This window comes from Escherichia sp. MOD1-EC6098, assembly GCF_002965865.1.
Lineage (GTDB): Bacteria > Pseudomonadota > Gammaproteobacteria > Enterobacterales > Enterobacteriaceae > Escherichia > Escherichia marmotae.
The window spans coordinates 1-18,468 of record NZ_PTSN01000021.1; the positions used below are offsets into that span (position 1 = coordinate 1).

General features: G+C 49.2%; 20 protein-coding genes. 12 read left to right on the forward strand and 8 right to left on the reverse strand.

Annotated elements, in window-relative coordinates; genetic code table 11:
- Both C0K55_RS19850 and pphA read left to right on the forward strand, forming a co-directional pair.
- Nucleotides 1–524 (forward strand): DUF4376 domain-containing protein (locus tag C0K55_RS19850; RefSeq protein WP_236942609.1); only part of this gene is annotated, 524 nt, incomplete at its 5' end.
- A 482-nt stretch (nt 525–1,006) separates the two neighbouring features.
- A complete protein-coding gene (pphA, locus tag C0K55_RS19860; protein WP_000806226.1) occupies nt 1,007–1,663 on the forward strand; it encodes a protein-serine/threonine phosphatase in 657 nt (218 codons plus the stop codon).
- Here pphA and C0K55_RS19865 read toward each other — a convergent pair whose 3' ends face one another.
- The 5 genes from C0K55_RS19865 to yebS all read right to left on the reverse strand — a co-directional run bounded on the left by C0K55_RS19865 (nt 1,664) and on the right by yebS (nt 7,716).
- Nucleotides 1,664–1,855, reverse strand: a complete 192-nt coding sequence (locus C0K55_RS19865) for a YebW family protein (RefSeq protein WP_001516263.1) — start codon at nt 1,853–1,855, stop codon at nt 1,664–1,666.
- Between the two features lie 104 nt (nt 1,856–1,959).
- A complete protein-coding gene (locus C0K55_RS19870; protein ID WP_001516264.1) occupies nt 1,960–2,196 on the reverse strand; it encodes a YebV family protein in 237 nt (78 codons plus the stop codon).
- 115 nt (nt 2,197–2,311) lie between these two features.
- Nucleotides 2,312–3,751: a 16S rRNA (cytosine(1407)-C(5))-methyltransferase RsmF gene (gene rsmF, locus C0K55_RS19875; protein WP_061090891.1), complete on the reverse strand. Its 1,440-nt coding sequence runs from the start codon at nt 3,749–3,751 to the stop codon at nt 2,312–2,314.
- Nucleotides 3,752–3,830: 79 nt separating this feature from the next.
- Entirely contained in the window at nt 3,831–6,464 is a 2,634-nt protein-coding gene (gene yebT / locus C0K55_RS19880; protein ID WP_000076949.1) for a lipid-binding membrane homeostasis protein YebT, read from the reverse strand.
- Nucleotides 6,433–7,716, reverse strand: coding sequence for a membrane integrity lipid transport subunit YebS (gene yebS / locus C0K55_RS19885; protein ID WP_001516266.1), 1,284 nt, complete (start codon nt 7,714–7,716; stop codon nt 6,433–6,435). The genes yebT and yebS overlap by 32 nt, the downstream gene beginning before the upstream one ends.
- 129 nt (nt 7,717–7,845) lie before the next feature.
- Between yebS and msrC the strand changes: the two genes are divergently transcribed.
- The 4 genes from msrC (at nt 7,846) to htpX (ending at nt 12,279) form a co-directional block, all read left to right on the forward strand.
- Nucleotides 7,846–8,343, forward strand: a complete 498-nt coding sequence (gene msrC / locus C0K55_RS19890; RefSeq protein ID WP_001043873.1) for an L-methionine (R)-S-oxide reductase — start codon at nt 7,846–7,848, stop codon at nt 8,341–8,343.
- 96 nt (nt 8,344–8,439) lie between these two features.
- Nucleotides 8,440–9,138 carry an RNA chaperone ProQ gene (gene proQ, locus C0K55_RS19895; RefSeq protein ID WP_000431382.1) on the forward strand — a complete coding sequence of 233 codons (699 nt, stop codon included), beginning with the start codon at nt 8,440–8,442 and terminating at the stop codon, nt 9,136–9,138.
- Between the two features lie 19 nt (nt 9,139–9,157).
- Complete coding sequence (gene prc, locus C0K55_RS19900) at nt 9,158–11,206, forward strand: carboxy terminal-processing peptidase (RefSeq protein WP_105266217.1); 2,049 nt, start codon at nt 9,158–9,160, stop codon at nt 11,204–11,206.
- 191 nt (nt 11,207–11,397) lie between these two features.
- Nucleotides 11,398–12,279, forward strand: a complete 882-nt coding sequence (gene htpX, locus C0K55_RS19905) for a protease HtpX (protein WP_000984500.1) — start codon at nt 11,398–11,400, stop codon at nt 12,277–12,279.
- A 46-nt stretch (nt 12,280–12,325) separates the two neighbouring features.
- On the opposite strand, the gene C0K55_RS19910 is transcribed toward htpX, so the two are convergent.
- On the reverse strand, nt 12,326–13,699 hold the full coding sequence (locus tag C0K55_RS19910; protein WP_010376166.1) for an MFS transporter: 1,374 nt from the start codon (nt 13,697–13,699) through the stop codon (nt 12,326–12,328).
- A gap of 176 nt (nt 13,700–13,875) precedes the next feature.
- Here C0K55_RS19910 and kdgR point away from each other — a divergent pair, with 176 nt between their 5' ends.
- Nucleotides 13,876–14,667, forward strand: a complete 792-nt coding sequence (kdgR, locus tag C0K55_RS19915) for a DNA-binding transcriptional regulator KdgR (RefSeq protein WP_001262177.1) — start codon at nt 13,876–13,878, stop codon at nt 14,665–14,667.
- Between the two features lie 154 nt (nt 14,668–14,821).
- On the opposite strand, the gene C0K55_RS19920 is transcribed toward kdgR, so the two are convergent.
- A complete protein-coding gene (locus C0K55_RS19920) occupies nt 14,822–15,061 on the reverse strand; it encodes a YobH family protein (protein ID WP_001211005.1) in 240 nt (79 codons plus the stop codon).
- Between the two features lie 157 nt (nt 15,062–15,218).
- Between C0K55_RS19920 and mgrB the strand changes: the two genes are divergently transcribed.
- From mgrB to rlmA, 5 genes are all read left to right on the forward strand, one after another.
- On the forward strand, nt 15,219–15,362 hold the full coding sequence (gene mgrB, locus C0K55_RS19925) for a PhoP/PhoQ regulator MgrB (protein WP_000714549.1): 144 nt from the start codon (nt 15,219–15,221) through the stop codon (nt 15,360–15,362).
- Between the two features lie 74 nt (nt 15,363–15,436).
- A complete protein-coding gene (locus C0K55_RS19930) occupies nt 15,437–15,724 on the forward strand; it encodes a YebO family protein (RefSeq protein WP_001006870.1) in 288 nt (95 codons plus the stop codon).
- 659 nt (nt 15,725–16,383) lie between these two features.
- The gene (locus C0K55_RS19940) at nt 16,384–16,500 is read left to right on the forward strand and encodes a DUF2627 domain-containing protein (protein WP_032141266.1); all 117 of its coding nucleotides are present in this window, start codon (nt 16,384–16,386) and stop codon (nt 16,498–16,500) included.
- Nucleotides 16,501–16,539: 39 nt separating this feature from the next.
- Nucleotides 16,540–16,749, forward strand: coding sequence for a transcription antiterminator/RNA stability regulator CspE (cspE, locus tag C0K55_RS19945; protein WP_001062678.1), 210 nt, complete (start codon nt 16,540–16,542; stop codon nt 16,747–16,749).
- Between the two features lie 166 nt (nt 16,750–16,915).
- The gene (rlmA, locus tag C0K55_RS19950; RefSeq protein WP_000010094.1) at nt 16,916–17,725 is read left to right on the forward strand and encodes a 23S rRNA (guanine(745)-N(1))-methyltransferase; all 810 of its coding nucleotides are present in this window, start codon (nt 16,916–16,918) and stop codon (nt 17,723–17,725) included.
- On the opposite strand, the gene mntP is transcribed toward rlmA, so the two are convergent.
- Nucleotides 17,722–18,288 (reverse strand): manganese efflux pump MntP, encoded by a 567-nt coding sequence (mntP, locus tag C0K55_RS19955; protein WP_001027737.1) that lies wholly within the window; start codon nt 18,286–18,288, stop codon nt 17,722–17,724. The two genes, rlmA and mntP, sit on opposite strands and share 4 nt — an antisense overlap.
- Nucleotides 18,289–18,468 lie beyond the last annotated feature (180 nt).

The following is an 18,468-nucleotide window of genomic DNA, read 5'->3' on the forward strand; positions in this document are numbered from 1 at the left end:
ATGGTGCGGTTGACTGCGAGGTGCTATTTGAAGGTGAAAGGGAATTCGTCCCGTATACCGCCATGCAGGACGATAGCGCCCCGACAGGCCAGCGCATCTGGGAAGAGTTACAGAGCGGCAAATGGGGTGAAATCGCCCCGTTTACAGTCACGCCTGAACTTATCGCAGCGGCAAAAGATGCCAAAAAGCGGGAAATCGAGGCGTGGCGAACAGAACAGGAAGCACTGCCGTTCACGTTCGAATGGAACGGTCGTACCTGGAATGCTGGCCCCGACTCAATGGCTCGTCTTTATCCGGCAGTAATGGCATCAAAGTCTGACACAGCGCGAAAAACCATGGTATGGGGCGATGCGGAAAACCAGCAGGTGAAACTGTCGATGCAGAAACTGGATGAGCTGCTTACTGCAATGGCGCAGGCACAGGTCGATCGCAATGACGAGATATATCGTCGCCAGCGTGAGATGAAGGATGAACTGAATAGTCTGGAGGATTTGAATTCGGTTAGGAATTTTATCGTGGAATAACAGAAGCTGCGGCACGTCGTATGCAAGAACGTGCCGCAGCTGGCTGACGTACGTTCGATAATGCGAAACTGAATGAAAGTCAGCCGGAAATAATCTTACATAATTGTTGAGAAATTATTCAACTCATAGATTGCTTATTTCTGCCTGGATTGGTCTGAAATAGTCCCGAAATTTTCTCTAAAAAACTCGAAAAAAATGGTAACTAATTGAATGCATTAATATGCAATGGTACGTGTTTGGGATTAAAAGATGAGCGTGATTTTGTTTAACACATTAATTTAAAAAGGGTTTCTTGTTTGTTGACGAAAACAGGAATCGTGTTCGGTCTCTTTTTATCTATAAAGCCAGTTTGATAATGGCATTACTGCTTTTCCCTCACTGACTTCACAATCAACCATAACACACACTCTACTGCTTCAGTCCAGGCTTTTTTAACATTTTTGTTAAAATAATGTGATCTTATGCGCGGGAGTAAGGAATTGATGAAACAGGCAGGCCACATCTATCAGAGAATTGATGGTAGTCAGTGGCGACATATTTGGCTGGTGGGTGATATTCATGGCTGCCTGGCGCAACTGCGAGAGAAATTATGGTTCTGCCGGTTTGACCCGTGGCAAGACTTGTTAATCTCGGTTGGTGACGTTATCGATCGTGGCCCGGAGAGTTTGCGTTGCCTGCAATTACTGGATCAACGCTGGGTCAGGGCGGTAAGAGGCAATCATGAGCAGATGGCGATGGATGCGCTGGCATCGCAGCAGATGTCTTTGTGGTTTATGAATGGTGGCGACTGGTTTGCCGCACTGACAGAGCACCAACGTGAGCAAGCGAGAAGGGCGCTGGAAAAGTGCGGGTCTTTGCCGTGGATAATTGAATTAAGCTGTAGTAGCGGACTGCATGTCATCGCCCATGCGGATTACCCCAATGATATTTATGAGTGGCATAAGGAAGTCGATCTGCATCAGGTGTTGTGGAGTCGCTCGCGATTGCGTGAAGGCCGAAAAGGGCAGGGAATTACCGGCGCTGATCATTTCTGGTTTGGTCATACGCCATTACGTCATCGCGTAGATATCGGTAACTTGCATTATATTGATACCGGCGCGGTCTTTGGTGGAACACTCACGTTGGAACGACTCCAGTAATTAAAAGTCACTGTAATCTTGCGCAGGCCGCCAGAACCCATCAATGAAATCTTCAACGGGAAAACAGCCACCGTGGCGGATCCGTTGATCGTCCATTGAGTAGAGGCACTGCTGTTCCGTATTGTAGACATCAACCACAATATCTTCACAACCAGCGTCCAGATAGCAAACAAAAAGTACCAGCGCGAACATTTCATCCTCGAAGTGCGTTGCCGTACCGTTAAGTTTAGGAGAGATTTTACAACGGGAAAATAACCGGGATAAATAACCCGTCATGCCGACGGGTTCTTTTTGGATCAGGCAAGACGCATAATCCAGGCATCGGACTGTTGATCGTAGCGGGTACGGTAAAGGACAGAGTGTTCGCCGTTTAGCAGGGCAGGAATGCTGGTGTCGGCGTCCCAGGCATCCAGTTGCATACATAAATCCGGGTCAGATTTACAGGGAATGGTCAACGTTCGGTCACCAGGCGATTCGCCGTGTAACTCGCCGTCATCGATTTCAAAAGCGCCTATGCGCACACTGGTTTTCATCTTCGTGCTCTCCATTGAAGTGCTGGTTGTGGTACGACCAGTCCGATCGCACCATTTTTCAGCCTAGTCAAGGCAGTCAGATTCGCCAGTCAAAACGTGCGCTTTTTGTGTACTGTCAGGCTTTACCCGTAAAAAGTTTTCCGTCGCGCACTAGCTCACGCGGGTAACTGTTTTTCAGTCGCGAGCCAATACGTTTGGCTAAACCGATTGGCTGGCGCTGGAAGGTGACCAACACATCATCCCCGGTTGGTGCGGTCTGCGGGTAAACATCGCGCCCACGATACCACTCTTCTGCTTCTTGTGGTGTTAGTTCAAACGCGTTAGCGTGGTCGGGTGAGGCAAGGGCAATGACCGCTTCATGCTGCCAGCGGTAACCTTTGTTATGCGTTTCGGCAAGTTTTACTCCCAGACGAGAAAATCGGACTTTACCGATCAACGCTTCAATGCCCACCGGGAATAACCAGATTTCTTTATCACGCTGCCAGAGACGCAGGTTTTTGTCCCACTGTAAGCCAACATTCGCAGCCGCCTGCCGAATTTGTGCGGTTTCGCGATCTTTTACTGGGCTAAACGGGAAATTGCCCACTTTGTATTTCGGTGCGGGTAAGGCAGGAATGGCCTGAGTTTTACGCAGACGAGCAACGAAGAAGCCTTCGCAGTCATAAATTTGTGGGAAGACGTGCAAGAAGCCTTCTTCGGTCAGCGCTTTTTTTGCATCAGGGAAGAGATCGCCCAACGGCAAAAACTCTACTGCATCGGGATAAGTCTCTTTCAGCCACAGGCAAACGGCTTCGTTTTCGTCACGGTTTAAGGTACAGGTCGAGTAAACCAGCGTACCGCCAGGACGTAAGGCATGAAATGCACTGTCAATCAGTTCACGCTGGGTGGCGGCGATTTCCAGGTTGCTTTCCGGTGACCAGTTTTTCAGCGCGTCGGGGTCTTTACGTACCACACCTTCGCCGGAGCAGGGAGCATCCAGCAAAATGGCGTCGAACATTTCTGGCAATGCTGCACCAAACACGCGGCCATCAAAATGCGTTAAAGCTACGTTACTGATACCGCAGCGGCTGATATTGGCATGTAACACCTTTACCCGGCTGGCGGAAAACTCATTGGCAAGGATCGCGCCTTCATTATTCATACTCGCAGCAATCTGCGTGGTTTTTGATCCCGGCGCAGCCGCCACATCCATCACCCGTTGCGGGGAGTTACCATCGGCAAACAACGCCGCAACCGGTAACATCGAACTGGCTTCCTGAATATAAAACAGGCCACTTAAATGTTCGGCGGTACTGCCCAACGGTAATGCCTCTTCATCGTCACGTTCAATCCAGAAACCTTCCTTACACCAGGGAACCGGTGTTAACGTCCAGCCGTAAGGTGCGGTTAATTGCAGGAAATCAGCAACGGAGATTTTCAGCGTATTAACGCGAATGCTGCGGCGCAACGGGCGCTGGCAGGCGGCGAGAAAATCATCAAAAGAGAGCGTCGAAGGCATCGCTTCGCGCATTTGCGTCAAAAAGGCGTCCGGGAAATAAACGGTGTGTTGAGCCACAAGTATGTACCAGCGGAAAAAAACAGGCGCGCAGTTTAGCATAAACGCTCCGGCGCAGGCACGCCGGAGCAGGAGGAGATTAACGAGGCAGGGCGGTGCCCCATTCACGCCACTCTTTCGGTTCGCTTTCCAGCAACAGGAAGTGTTTGCCTTCCTGAGCTTTCGGTGCCAGTGGCGTTCCTGGTGGGGTAGCGAAGGCGATCCCTCCACGGATAAACTGATTAAAGGTGCCGGTTTTCACCACACCACCCGTCAGGCCAAAGTCCAGACTGTAGCCCGATGCCAGCCAGAAGACGGAATTGTTACGCACCAGGTGCTGGTATCGCTTACTGATGCGCATCGCAATCATCACCCGATCTGACAATGTCCCCAGCGTCATTCCGGTAACCGTACCTACTTCCAGACCACGGAACAGTACCGGAGTACCAATGCCTAATGACCCGGCTTCTGGCGCTTCAACAATAATGCTTAAGCCATCAAGGTAACGAGAATCGGTAATGGTGGCTTCTTGCAACTCAAAGTCACGGCGAGGATTACCCCGACCAGGTTCGACATTGATATACGGCTGAAGGATGGTATCAAGGTGCTCAACGCCCGCTGCCGAAATCTGTGGTGTGACCACCGAGAAGCGCGTACCTCCGCGGGCGAAGGTCTGGACATATTCCGGATAGAGCACCGCTTTTGCCTGTACTTCATTGCGTGCGGTGATCAGATCCAGCGTCTGGATCTGCCCGATATCAATACCGAGATAGCGAATTGGCATACCAACAGCCAGTTTTCCGGCATCGAAAGCATGGAGCGTAATCTGCCCGCCAACCGCACGAGCGGCTGTTTCGGAAGCATATAGAATTCGCTTGTCGCCTTTACGCTGACTGGCGCTGGCACCGCTGAGGTTATCGAAACTGATAGCCCCCTTTAATGCCCGTGAAAGCGGTGATGCCTGTACGGTCAGGCCGCTGCCGTTAAGCTGAACTTTTGCGCCACCTTCCGCCCAGAACACACTGTTGCTGGTCAGGAGATTGCGATATTCCGGCTTAATATGCAGATCGATATCAAAGGCATTGGCCCGAGGACGTACGGTAATAACTTCACCAACCTCAAATTTGCGGTACAGCACTACCGATCCCGCCTGCACATCTGGCAGCGTTTCCGCGCTCAAACTCACGGTCGTTGTAGGCAAATCGCTAAGGCTGTTTTCCAGGGCTTTTTCCAGATTGGCATACAGCGGATAGCTGGCTTTCATCTCGCCTTTTTCGCCCGGCAGAATGCGGATGCCACCGTTGAGCCATTCTGAGGCGCTGGCACCGAGGAACTCGACGCCATCCAGTCCCACTTTCACGTCAACACGGCTATTAACGACAAATTTGCTGTCACCTTTTACCAGTTCACGATGCTGCGGTTCGATGGCAACGGTAAAGGTGACGCCTTTGCTGGTAAGTTTACGTTCAATTACCTGGCCTACCTGTACACCATGCAGAATTAACGGCTGACCGGCATCAATACCGTAACTTTCCGGCGCGGTCAGGGTCAGCGTCATAACATCCGGTTCATGCAGCAGGGCTTTCTCGCCAGGCACAACAACAAACTCTTTGCGTGGCTCGCCATTACCTGGCACCAGTTCGAAGGTTTTGCCGGTCAGTAGGGAACTCAGATTGGCATCGCTGAGGGATAATTTCGGGTTACGTAACTCAATGCGAGTATTTTCACGAAGTAGGGTAACTACGCTGGGATCAACGGTCATTTCACCAGTAACTTTGCCACCTGGATTTAAATTCAGTTTGGTCAGTTGCCCGACTTCCAGTCCCTGGTACATGAGCGGCGTTGAATCGGCGCTTAATCCGACTCCGTTTGGCAGATCCAGTTTTATGAGCACCCCACGCTGGCTGTGGGCGAGATCTTCATACAGACCAAAGGTATCTTCCGGATCGGCAGGTTTCGACTCTTCCGGCGAGTCGAAGGCAATCGCACCGTTAACCAGAGCAGCCAGACTTTCCAGTTTCACCTTCGCGCCACTGATACTGACATTGGCATCAACGCCAGAAACGTTCCAGAAGCGACTGCCTTTTTTCACCAGGTCGGTAAAGCGCCGCTCAATCAGGACATCAATCACCACGCCTTGCTTATTGGGATTGATCGCATAGTCATAGACTCGCCCCACCGGGATTTTGCGGAAATAGACCAACGAGCCGCTGTTCAGCGAACCAAGATCGGGGGCTTGCAGATGGATCATAAGATCACCATTATCCAGCCGATATTTGGGCTGGGTATCGAGGGCGACAAAGTGATCTTGCTCTTTACCTTTACCTGGCATCATGCCGATATAGTTTCCGCCGACCAGCGCATCCAGCCCGGAAACACCTGCCAGCGAAGCTTTTGGCGTCACCAGCCAGAACTGCGTCTCTTCGCGCAACGCATCTTTCATATCGGACTTGATGCTGACCTTCACTTCAATCTTACGCAGATCGTCGCTCAGACTGACATCCTGCACCGTTCCGACTTCAACGCCCTGATAGCGAACAGGTGTGCGACCCGGAACAATGCCATCCGCCGACATAAAATCGATGGTGACGGTATTGCCTCGATCCTGATAACTCCCCCAAATTAGCCAACCGGCTATCATTAGCGCGATGAATGGCAGTAGCCAGAAAGGTGAGATACGGCGTTTAGTTTTAATTTGCGCTTCAGTCGTCGAAGCGGGCGTTTCCTGACTCATGTGCATCCCAAAGTAAGCGGCTGTCCAGCCATTCCACTGCAAGAATAGTCAAAATAACCGCTGCGCCGAAATAAAACGCAGCCGGTCCCATAGTAAAAGCGAGGATTTGATCGCGATTAATCAGCGACATGGTTAAAGAAATGACAAACAGATCCAGCATCGACCAGCGGCCAATCCAGGTCACTATTCGCAGTAACATTATTCGTGTACGTAACCCCTGTTGGCACTTAAAATGAATGCTCAACAATAAAGTGAACATAACAATCACTTTGGTAAATGGCACCAGAATACTGGCGATAAATACGATTCCGGCAACGGCAATATTGCTGTTCGCCAGCGACATAATCCCGGAAAGGATCGTATCTTCTTGTCGACCACCGTTCAGATAAATGATCGAAATAGGTAACAGGTTGGCAGGAAACAACAAGATGATTGAAGCTAACAGCGCCGCCCAACATTTTTGAATACTATGATGGCGACGCAGGCGAAGCGGGATATGGCAACGGGGACAGCGACCGCGCGGATCAGGGTAGCCGGTAAAGTGACACCCCAGACAAACGCGTAGTTTTTTATCCCTACGCGTGGCAGGGCGTTCAGGGTAAAATCGCTCCCACAACTGTTCAACATTAAGATGTGACAACGTCACCGTCGTTAAAATAACCAGCGCTACAAAAGAGAATAGGCCGACACCGGCCTGGATATGGGCATAGTCCTGCACCTTTATAGAGGCAACGGCAATGCCGACCAGGTAGATATCCAGCATTACCCACTCTTTCAGCCGCTCAAGCATCAGCAACACCGGACGTAAATTCATTCCCAGCCGATTACCAAACCACAACCAGGCAATAGATGTCACCAGAATGAGGGGGGCACCGATAACGCAGAAAAAAACCATTGCGCCCGTTACCGCATCTCCCTGTTTGGTCATTTGCCAGATGCCTTGCATTACGTTGGCGTCAATACGAATACCTAACAACCAGATATGCAATAGTGGTTCGCCCCACGCAAAAGGCATCAGCAACAGCATTGTGAAGGCCATTGCCGCCAGGCGCGTTAGCGACCAGTCGCGTCCGTCACGGATTTTTGCCTGGCAGCGTGGGCAATAGGCACTTTGGTGTGAATTTATCTCTGGCAGGCTGAACAGCATGTCACATTGCGGGCAGCGTTGGTAATCACCATGCGGCAACGCTTCGCCAATTGATCTCACTGTTATTTTTTTTGTTGGCGTAACTTGTGGGGTGTAAAGAGCCATGACGCGCCAAATGTAATAAGAATTAACACTAATCTTAACTCATGATGGGAATGATCTTGAGCATTAACGCATTTAATGCTTATTTTAATAGGCTGGCAGTTCCAGGTAAGACAACCAAGTGATTATATAATGAACAAAACAGAATTTTACGCGGACTTAAACCGCGACTTTAATGCGCTGATGGCGGGAGAAACCAGTTTTCTGGCAACACTGGCTAATACCAGCGCGTTATTATACGAACGTCTGGCCGACGTAAATTGGGCGGGGTTTTATCTACTCGAAGATGAGACGTTGGTTCTCGGACCGTTTCAGGGCAAAATTGCCTGCGTACGGATCCCCGTCGGGCGCGGCGTGTGTGGCACCGCGGTTGCCCGTAACGAAGTACAGCGAATCGAGGATGTTCACGCATTCGATGGACATATTGCCTGTGATGCGGCGAGTAATTCTGAAATTGTTCTACCGTTGGTGGTGAAAAATCAGATTATTGGCGTTCTCGACATCGACAGTACCGTCTTCGGTCGCTTCACCGACGAGGACGAACAAGGCTTACGTCAGCTTGTGGCACAGCTTGAAAAGGTGCTTGCAACGACGGATTACAAAAAATTCTTTGCGAGCGTCGCAGGATAATCAACGGATAACGTAGCATTTACTGATGGCGTCATTATAATGACGCCTGTTCATGCCTGCGCTTGTTGGCTACGTCCGTTGTAATCAGGAAATTTCATGGAAAATCAACCTAAGTTGAATAGCAGTAAAGAAGTAATCGCGTTTCTGGCCGAACGTTTTCCCCACTGTTTCAGTGCGGAAGGTGAAGCGCGTCCGCTGAAAATCGGTATTTTTCAGGATTTGGTCGATCGTGTTGCCGGGGAAATGAACCTGAGCAAAACGCAACTGCGATCCGCTTTACGTCTCTACACTTCGAGCTGGCGCTACCTGTATGGTGTTAAACCAGGCGCGACGCGTGTCGATCTTGACGGCAACCCTTGCGGTGAGCTGGACGAGCAACATGTAGAACATGCTCGCAAGCAGCTTGAAGAAGCGAAAGCGCGCGTTCAGGCCCAGCGTGCTGAACAGCAAGCTAAAAAACGCGAAGCTGCCATCGCTGCTGGTGAGAAAGAAGATGCACCACGTCGTGAACGTAAACCACGTCCTGCTGCGCAACGCCGTAAAGAAGGCGCCGAGCGCAAACCTCGTGCGCAAAAACCGGCTGAGAAAGCGCCAAAAACAGTAAAAGCACCTCGCGAAGAACAGCATACCCCGGTTTCTGACATTTCAGCTCTGACTGTCGGACAAGCCCTGAAGGTGAAAGCTGGTCAAAACGCGATGGATGCCACCGTATTAGAAATCACCAAAGACGGCGTCCGCGTCCAACTGAATTCGGGTATGTCTTTGATTGTGCGCGCAGAACACCTGGTGTTCTGAAACGGAGGCCGGGCCAGGCATGAACATGTTTTTTAGGCTTACCGCGTTAGCTGGCCTGCTTGCAATAGCAGGCCAGACCTTCGCTGTAGAAGATATTACGCGTGCTGATCAGATTCCGGTATTAAAGGAAGAGACGCAGCATGCAACTGTGAGTGAGCGCGTAACGTCGCGCTTCACCCGTTCCCATTATCGACAATTCGACCTCGATCAGGCGTTCTCGGCCAAAATCTTTGACCGCTACCTGAATCTGCTTGATTACAGCCACAACGTGCTGTTGGCTAGCGATGTCGAACAATTCGCGAAAAAGAAAACCGAGTTGGGCGATGAACTTCGTTCCGGCAAACTCGACGTTTTCTACGATCTTTACAATCTGGCGCAAAAACGCCGCTTCGAACGTTACCAGTATGCGTTGTCGGTACTGGAAAAACCGATGGATTTTACCGGTAATGATTCTTATAACCTTGACCGCAGCAAAGCGCCCTGGCCGAAAAATGAGGCTGAGTTAAACGCGCTGTGGGACAGCAAAGTTAAATTCGACGAGTTAAGCCTGAAGCTGGCGGGAAAAACGGATAAAGAAATTCGTGAAACCCTGACGCGTCGTTACAAATTTGCTATTCGCCGCCTGGCGCAAACTAACAGCGAAGATGTTTTCTCGCTGGCAATGACGGCTTTCGCACGCGAAATTGATCCGCATACCAACTACCTTTCCCCGCGCAATACCGAACAGTTCAATACTGAAATGAGCTTATCGCTGGAAGGTATTGGCGCAGTGTTGCAAATGGATGATGACTACACCGTTATCAATTCGATGGTGGCGGGTGGTCCGGCTGCGAAAAGTAAAGCGATTAGCGTTGGTGACAAAATTGTCGGGGTCGGACAAACCGGTAAACCGATGGTTGATGTGATCGGTTGGCGTCTTGATGATGTTGTTGCCTTAATCAAAGGGCCGAAGGGCAGTAAGGTTCGTCTTGAAATTTTACCTGCGGGTAAAGGCACTAAAACCCGCACGGTGACGTTGACGCGTGAGCGCATTCGTCTGGAAGACCGTGCCGTTAAAATGTCTGTGAAGACGGTTGGCAAAGAAAAAGTCGGTGTGCTGGATATTCCGGGCTTCTATGTTGGCTTGACGGACGATGTCAAAGTTCAACTGCAGAAACTGGAAAAACAAAATGTCAGCAGTGTCATCATCGACCTGCGTAGCAACGGTGGCGGTGCGTTGACTGAAGCGGTATCGCTCTCTGGTTTGTTTATCCCATCAGGTCCGATTGTGCAGGTTCGCGATAACAACGGTAAAGTCCGTGAAGACAGTGATACCGACGGCCAGGTCTTCTATAAAGGCCCGCTGGTGGTGCTGGTTGACCGTTTCAGTGCTTCGGCTTCGGAAATCTTTGCTGCCGCAATGCAGGATTATGGTCGCGCGCTGGTTGTGGGCGAGCCGACATTTGGTAAAGGCACAGTCCAGCAGTATCGCTCTCTGAACCGCATCTACGATCAGATGTTGCGCCCAGAATGGCCTGCGTTAGGCTCAGTACAATATACAATCCAGAAATTCTATCGCGTTAACGGTGGCAGTACGCAACGTAAGGGCGTAACGCCAGATATCATCATGCCTACGGGCAATGAAGAGACGGAAACGGGTGAGAAATTCGAAGATAATGCGCTGCCGTGGGATAGCATCGACGCAGCAACCTATGTGAAATCAGGAGACTTAACGGCATTTGAGCCGGAGTTGTTGAAGGAACATAATGCGCGTATCGCGAAGGATCCTGAATTCCAGAATATCATGAAGGATATCGCTCGCTTCAACGCCATGAAGGATAAGCGTAACATCGTCTCTCTGAACTACGCCGTGCGTGAAAAAGAGAATAACGAAGATGATGCGACGCGTCTGGCGCGGTTGAACGATCGCTTTAAACGCGAAGGAAAACCGGCATTGAAGAAACTGGATGATCTGCCAAAAGATTATAAGGAGCCGGATCCATATCTGGATGAGACAGTGAACATCGCGCTTGATTTGGCGCGTCTGGAAAAAGCCAGACCCGTGGAACAGCCCGCTCCCGTCAAGTAACATCAATCAGGCACAAGAAATTGTGCCTGATTTTTTAACAGCGGCAAGATGCCGTAAATCAGATGCTACAAAATGTAAAGTTGTGTCTTTCTGGTGACTTACGCTCTATCCAGACTTGAAAATAGTCGAGTAACCCATACGATGTGGGTATCGCATATTGCGTTTTGTTAAACTGAGGTAAAAAGAAAATTATGATGCGAATCGCGCTCTTCCTGCTAACGAACCTGGCCGTTATGGTCGTTTTCGGGCTGGTACTGAGCCTGACAGGGATACAGTCGAGCAGCGTTCAGGGGCTGATGATTATGGCCTTGCTGTTCGGCTTCGGTGGTTCCTTCGTTTCGCTTCTGATGTCCAAATGGATGGCATTACGATCTGTTGGCGGGGAAGTGATCGAGCAACCGCGTAACGAAAGGGAACGTTGGCTGATCAATACTGTTGCAACTCAGGCGCGTCAGGCTGGGATTGCTATGCCACAAGTGGCTATCTACCATGCGCCGGACATTAACGCTTTTGCAACCGGTGCGCGCCGGGATGCCTCTCTGGTTGCTGTCAGCACGGGTTTGTTGCAAAACATGAGCCCGGATGAAGCCGAGGCGGTAATTGCCCACGAAATTAGCCACATTGCTAATGGTGACATGGTTACCATGACGCTGATTCAGGGCGTGGTGAACACCTTTGTTATCTTTATTTCCCGTATTCTGGCACAACTGGCCGCTGGCTTCATGGGCGGTAACCGCGACGAAGGCGAAGAGAGTAACGGCAACCCGCTGATCTACTTTGCAGTTGCGACGGTACTGGAGTTAGTGTTTGGTATTCTGGCGAGCATTATCACCATGTGGTTCTCGCGTCACCGTGAATTTCACGCTGATGCCGGTTCAGCCAAATTGGTTGGCCGTGAAAAAATGATTGCTGCGCTACAGCGCCTGAAAACCAGCTATGAACCGCAAGAAGCAACCAGCATGATGGCTTTCTGCATTAACGGTAAGTCAAAATCGCTGAGCGAGCTGTTCATGACCCACCCGCCGCTGGATAAACGTATTGAGGCTCTGCGCACGGGTGAATACCTGAAGTAAGATGAAATAAATACTCAAAAAGCGCGTCCAGGTTGACGCGCTTTTTTTATGCCTGGGATCGTGGCTGGGTGATCCGTAAACCACTAACACCGGCAGCGATTACTGCCAGAATAGCCGCGGTCATCAGCGAGACGTGCGTACCATTATCACCAAACTGATTTAACATCAGTGCCACCAACGCTGCGCCACTACTCTGACCAAGCAGACGAGCCGTACCTAACATGCCACTGGCACCGCCGCTACGTTCCCGCGGGGCGGAAGTAATAATGGTGTGGTTATTGGGTGACTGGAATAATCCAAAACCGGCACCGCACAAGATCATAGGCCAGATGATATTGATATCGGCAGGTGAAGCAGGCAAGAGAACCAGCGAAAAAAGCCCCGCCGCCATAATAAACAACCCTAAAGCTCCAAGTAACCCAGCATGCACGCGTTCTATCAGATAACCTGCCAGCGGTGCCATCACCATTGTTGCCAGCGGCCATGGGGTCAGAAGTAGACCTGTTTCCACTTCACTACGTCCGAGCACCGTTTGCAGATAAAAGGGCAGGGAGACCATTGCCAGCATCTGTGCGCAGAAAGAGCAAATAGACGTGCAAATAGACAGTGAAAAAAGCGGAATACGCAGTAAATCCACTGGCAACAGCGGCACGGGAAGAGAAAGCTGACGACGAATAAAGAAAATACCAACGACAACCATTACCGCCAGTTCTACACCAATCAACGTCAGCGATTGCCCCTGAGCAAAACCACTCAACGCGGTAATAAGCAGACCAAATGTTAACGCGTTCATCACGGCGCTGGGCAGGTCAAAACGTGGTTTACTGGCACGAGAACCATTAGGTGGCAGAAAACGCATTGCCAGAAGCAGGGCGATAATACCCAACGGTACGTTGATTAAAAATAGCCACTTCCATGACGCGATGGAGAGGATTACCGCGGCGATAGTTGGCCCGGCAGCAGAGGAGACGGCGACAATAAACGAGTTAATTCCCATTCCCCGCCCCAGAAAACGCTGTGGATAGATTAGCCGGATAAGAGCAGTATTGACGCTCATTAGTGCTGCGCCACCAAAACCTTGTATTACACGCGCCAGAGTTAGCATTTGCAGCGAATCAGAAAGGGCACAGAACAACGATGACAGCAGAAATACGACCAGGCCGCATTTATAAATGCGTCGATAGCCAAACATATCTCCCAGAAACGAAAACGAAAGCAGGGAGACGACAATCGCGATTTGATAGGCATTCACCACCCAAATAGAACTGGCTGGCGTGGCGTGAAGATCAGTAGCAATAGTTGGCAAGGCGACGTTGGCGATAGCGCCGTCGAGGACCGCCATCGAAATACCGATAATAATGGTTAAAATCGCGCCGTATCGCTGAGGCAACGGCAGGCCATCGGCCTGAACTTTTGGCATAGGAATTTTATATCTTTGGATGATAATCAACAGGGTTATGATTCTAGCACTGATATTCACGGCGGATGTCGCAGAATTGTAACTAACCGGCAAAAGATGGATTGCGACCACCCAGGCGCGAAATTATAATAAAAAACAGTTCTGATTTTTATAAAACACTCGCAATGAGGTGATAAATGGCTAACGCAGATCTGGATAAACAGCCTGATTCTGTATCTTCTGTACTGAAGGTTTTTGGCATTTTACAGGCGCTGGGCGAAGAGCGCGAAATAGGGATAACCGAGCTGTCACAGCGCGTCATGATGTCAAAAAGCACCGTTTATCGCTTTTTACAGACCATGAAAACCCTGGGGTATGTGGCGCAGGAAGGGGAGTCGGAGAAATATTCTCTGACCCTGAAATTGTTTGAGTTGGGGGCTCGTGCCTTACAAAACGTCGATCTCATTCGTAGCGCAGATATCCAGATGCGCGAAATCTCCCGCCTGACGAAAGAAACCATCCACCTTGGCGCACTGGACGAAGACAGCATTGTTTACATCCACAAAATTGACTCTATGTACAATTTGCGCATGTATTCACGGATTGGTCGTCGTAATCCGCTTTACAGCACCGCGATTGGTAAAGTGCTGCTGGCCTGGCGCGATCGTGATGAAGTGAAGCAGATCCTTGAGGGCGTTGAGTATAAACGCAGTACCGATCGTACCATTACCAGTACCGAAGCGTTACTACCGGTGTTGGACCAGGTGCGCGAGCAAGGTTATGGTGAAGATAACGAAGAGCAGGAAGAAGGACTACGCTGTATCGCGGTTCCGGTATTTGACCGCTTTGGTGTGGTTATTGCCGGTCTGAGCATCTCCTTCCCAACGCTGCGTTTCTCTGAAGAGCGTTTGCAGGAGTACGTAGCTATGTTGCATACGGCCGCACGTAAAATTTCCTCGCAAATGGGGTATCACGACTATCCGTTCTGATTAGAGTTAGAACCTGTCTGTATAATATTCAGACAGGTTCTTATCTGGTGGGGGGTAAATAAAGTTACTGATGGCTGGCGTAATATCGTATACGTTGGTGATAAGTGTACGTTTTATTCATTGAGTTTAATGTGGGTATTTATACCTTAATCTATTAGCCATTATCGACGACGATATTGTTTTTACGTAACAGTGGGCAATCGGTTATCCCGAAAAAACCACTTTTAGTGTGCAGGTATTGTACCGTACTGGTATCCCGGGCCGTCAGATAGGTGCATTGCAACCCTAACCCAGCGGCATTTTCCTTGCTTCCAATCAGAACACCATATCCGCTTAGTAATAATCCTGTCCATACCAGTGCTATCAACATAATTGTGCGAATAATGAATCGCATTATGACCTCTTCTCTTTTTTGTTCGCTTAATCGTAGCGGTAATATGGACTGAAGCAAGCGTATAGTTCCGAAAAAGCACGAATATCGACATGGTTAGGCGCTGTTTAACTAACGCATGATAGTTTAATGACATAAGGTAGGTTAAACGGAGAATGGAGTGAAAAAGTTTCGATGGGTCGTTCTGGTTGTTGCTGTGCTGGCTTGCTTGCTGCTATGGGCGCAGGTATTCAACATGATGTGCGATCAGGATGTACAATTTTTCAGCGGAATTTGTGCCATCAATCAATTTATCCCGTGGTGATATCATTTTTTCAGCAGTAGATTTCCTTCCTGTGTGGCAGTGGTAGAATGACACCTCTACTTAGAGGTGGTGAAATGAACGAAGTTGTAAATTCAGGCGTAATGAACGTTGCGTCTTTGGTTGTATCGGTGGTAATTCTCGCTATTGGGCTCATCTTGTGGTTTTTCATCAACCGTGCCAGTTCACGGACTAACGAACAGATTGAACTTCTTGAGGCATTGCTGGAACAGCAAAAACGGCAAAATGCACTGTTACGTCGTTTGTGCGAAGCAAACGAACCTGAAAAAACGGATGCGAATACTGCTGAGAACCTAAAAACGGCTGAAGATGAAGATATCATCCGCCTGGTAGCGGAACGGTAATCTTTCCTCAAAATTTGAGTAGCCCTAATGCTGATGGGTTACTCATCTTATCCGCACTATAGTGGTGCAATTGATTCAAATTAATACTCTGGTCTGACTTCGATTATTTATCGTGTTATTTATTTCATAATAGCGGTATCGGAAAAAGATATTAATCGCACTAAGCTATTGGGATGTTTACATCGGAATTGTGATCAATTGCGGTATTATTTATTAGCGAAACGTTTCTCCCTTCACTTTTTAGTAATTCATCAATTTTTCTTATTTTAAATTAATAATGAGCATTAAGTCTGGTTTCTTCATTTCACCTGTGTATGTTGTTAACTATCTGTTTTATTGGGTGAAGTTATATAACATTTTATTCGTTATATATCATAAAAAGTGATATCGCTCGCATTGCGTAATAACTTGTACTGCTGCTCTGGAAGAACTGAACTTATTGAACTATGTTAGAAACTGCATCAGGTCAAGTATCTGCGTGTAATGGTATGGTTAAGTGCATCGATATATCGGCACGTATTCCGTTGCATAAGTGTGCAAAAAAAGTGGAAGGCGTATCGAGATTTGTGCGGCTGATCGAGACATGTTTAAAAATGGCTTGCCATAATTAACGTTGTATGTGATAACAGTTTCGGGTTAAACGAGGTACAGTTCTGTTTATGTGTGGCATTTTCAGTAAAGAAGTCCTGAGTAAACACGTTGTCGTTGAATACCGCTTCTCTGCCGAGCCTTATATTAGTGCCTCATGCAGTAATGTGTCAGTTTTATCTCTGTAATGCCTGCGGGCGAAGAAAACAATCTAAGGAATTTTTCAAATGGCAAAGATTAAAGGTCAGGTTAAGTGGTTCAACGAGTCTAAAGGTTTTGGCTTCATTACTCCGGCAGATGGCAGCAAAGATGTGTTCGTACACTTCTCTGCTATCCAGGGTAATGGCTTCAAAACTCTGGCCGAAGGCCAGAACGTTGAGTTCGAAATTCAGGACGGCCAGAAAGGTCCGGCGGCTGTTAACGTAACAGCTATCTGATCGAATCCACTGATCTGAAGTGTAAACGCGCTTCAATCTCGCTATAAAGCCTCGTCGAATTTGCGAGGCTTTTTACTTTGTTTTATTTTCGTTCCTGTCTCCGGATATTTGCCAGTCGTGCGATTCGCGTTACACTTGCGGCCTTTAGTATCCTGCCGGAGTTGTCATGTCATTTTCCTGTCCACTTTGTCATCAGCCTTTAGCGCTTGAAAAAAACAGCTATATCTGTCCCCAACGGCATCAATTTGATATGGCGAAAGAGGGATATGTTAATTTGCTGCCCGTTCAGCATAAACGTTCTCGCGATCCGGGCGATAGTGCGGAAATGATGCAAGCGCGGCGTACATTTTTAGATGCCGGTCATTATCAGCCGCTTCGCGATGCGATTGTCGCTCAATTGTGTGAATGTCTTGAGCAGCACGCAACGGCGATACTGGATATTGGTTGTGGGGAAGGGTACTACACCCATGCTTTTGCCGATGTCTTACCTGGCGTGACGACTTTTGGTCTGGATGTCTCTAAGGTCGCGATTAAAGCTGCTGCGAAACGCTATCAGCAGGTCACCTTTTGTGTCGCTTCCAGCCACCGTCTGCCGTTTTCTGATGCCAGTATGGATGCCATTATCCGTATCTACGCACCGTGCAAAGCAGAAGAATTAGCGCGAGTAGTCAAACCGGGTGGGTGGGTCATTACCGCTACTCCTGGGCCACGGCATTTAATGGAGCTGAAGGGTTTAATTTACGACGAAGTACATCTACATGCGCCCCATGCTGAGAAACTGGATGGTTTTGAGCTGCAGCGGAGTAATGAATTACATTATCCGATGCGCCTGCGCGGAGATGAGGCGGTTGCGTTGTTACAGATGACGCCGTTTGCCTGGCGCGCAAAGCCAGAGGTCTGGCAAGCGTTGGCAGCAAAAGAAGAATTTAATTGCCAGACGGATTTTAATATTCACGTCTGGCAACGAATAAATTAGCTGTGGTAGTGCGTCCAGAGGATCTGGACGCCAATGCCAATAAGCACCAGCCCGCCAAGAATTTCCGCTTTTTTCCCAATAATTGAACCGATAAAGCGGCCCACCATCATGCCTAATGTTGACATGATTAAGGTGGCGCAGCCAATCGCCAGCGCAGTCGCGATAATGTTCACTTGCAGGAAGGCCAGACCAACACCAACAGCCATTGCATCCAGGCTGGTGGCAATTGCGGTAGTCACCAGCAACCAGAAACCGTGACGACGACGCGGTTCTTCATCTTCATCATCTCCACCGCGAAAACCCTCAATAATCATTCGCCCGCCGAGGAATATCAGCAGTACAAACGCAATCCAGTGGTTCCACTCGAGGACAAAACGGCTGGCCAACATGCCCATCCCCCAGCCAATCAGCGGCGTCAGCGTTTCGACGGCACCGAAAATAAGGCCAGTTCGCAGAGCTTCAGAAAATTTCGGTTTATGGAGGGTGGCACCTTTACCGATTGATGCAGCAAAGGCATCCATCGACATACCAAAAGCAAGAAGAACAGTAGCAGTGATATTCATGACAATGTCCTGACCGGGGTATCCATAAAACACATCATCGCCCCCAGCAAATATGCACACACGAACGACAAGAAGCGCTCATGCAGGCATAGCGATTGATGTGCATATGGTCTCGCCTGACTGAAAATGTTCAGTCCGTACGCGCCACGTTTTGCAACGAGTATGTTGACACGTACATTT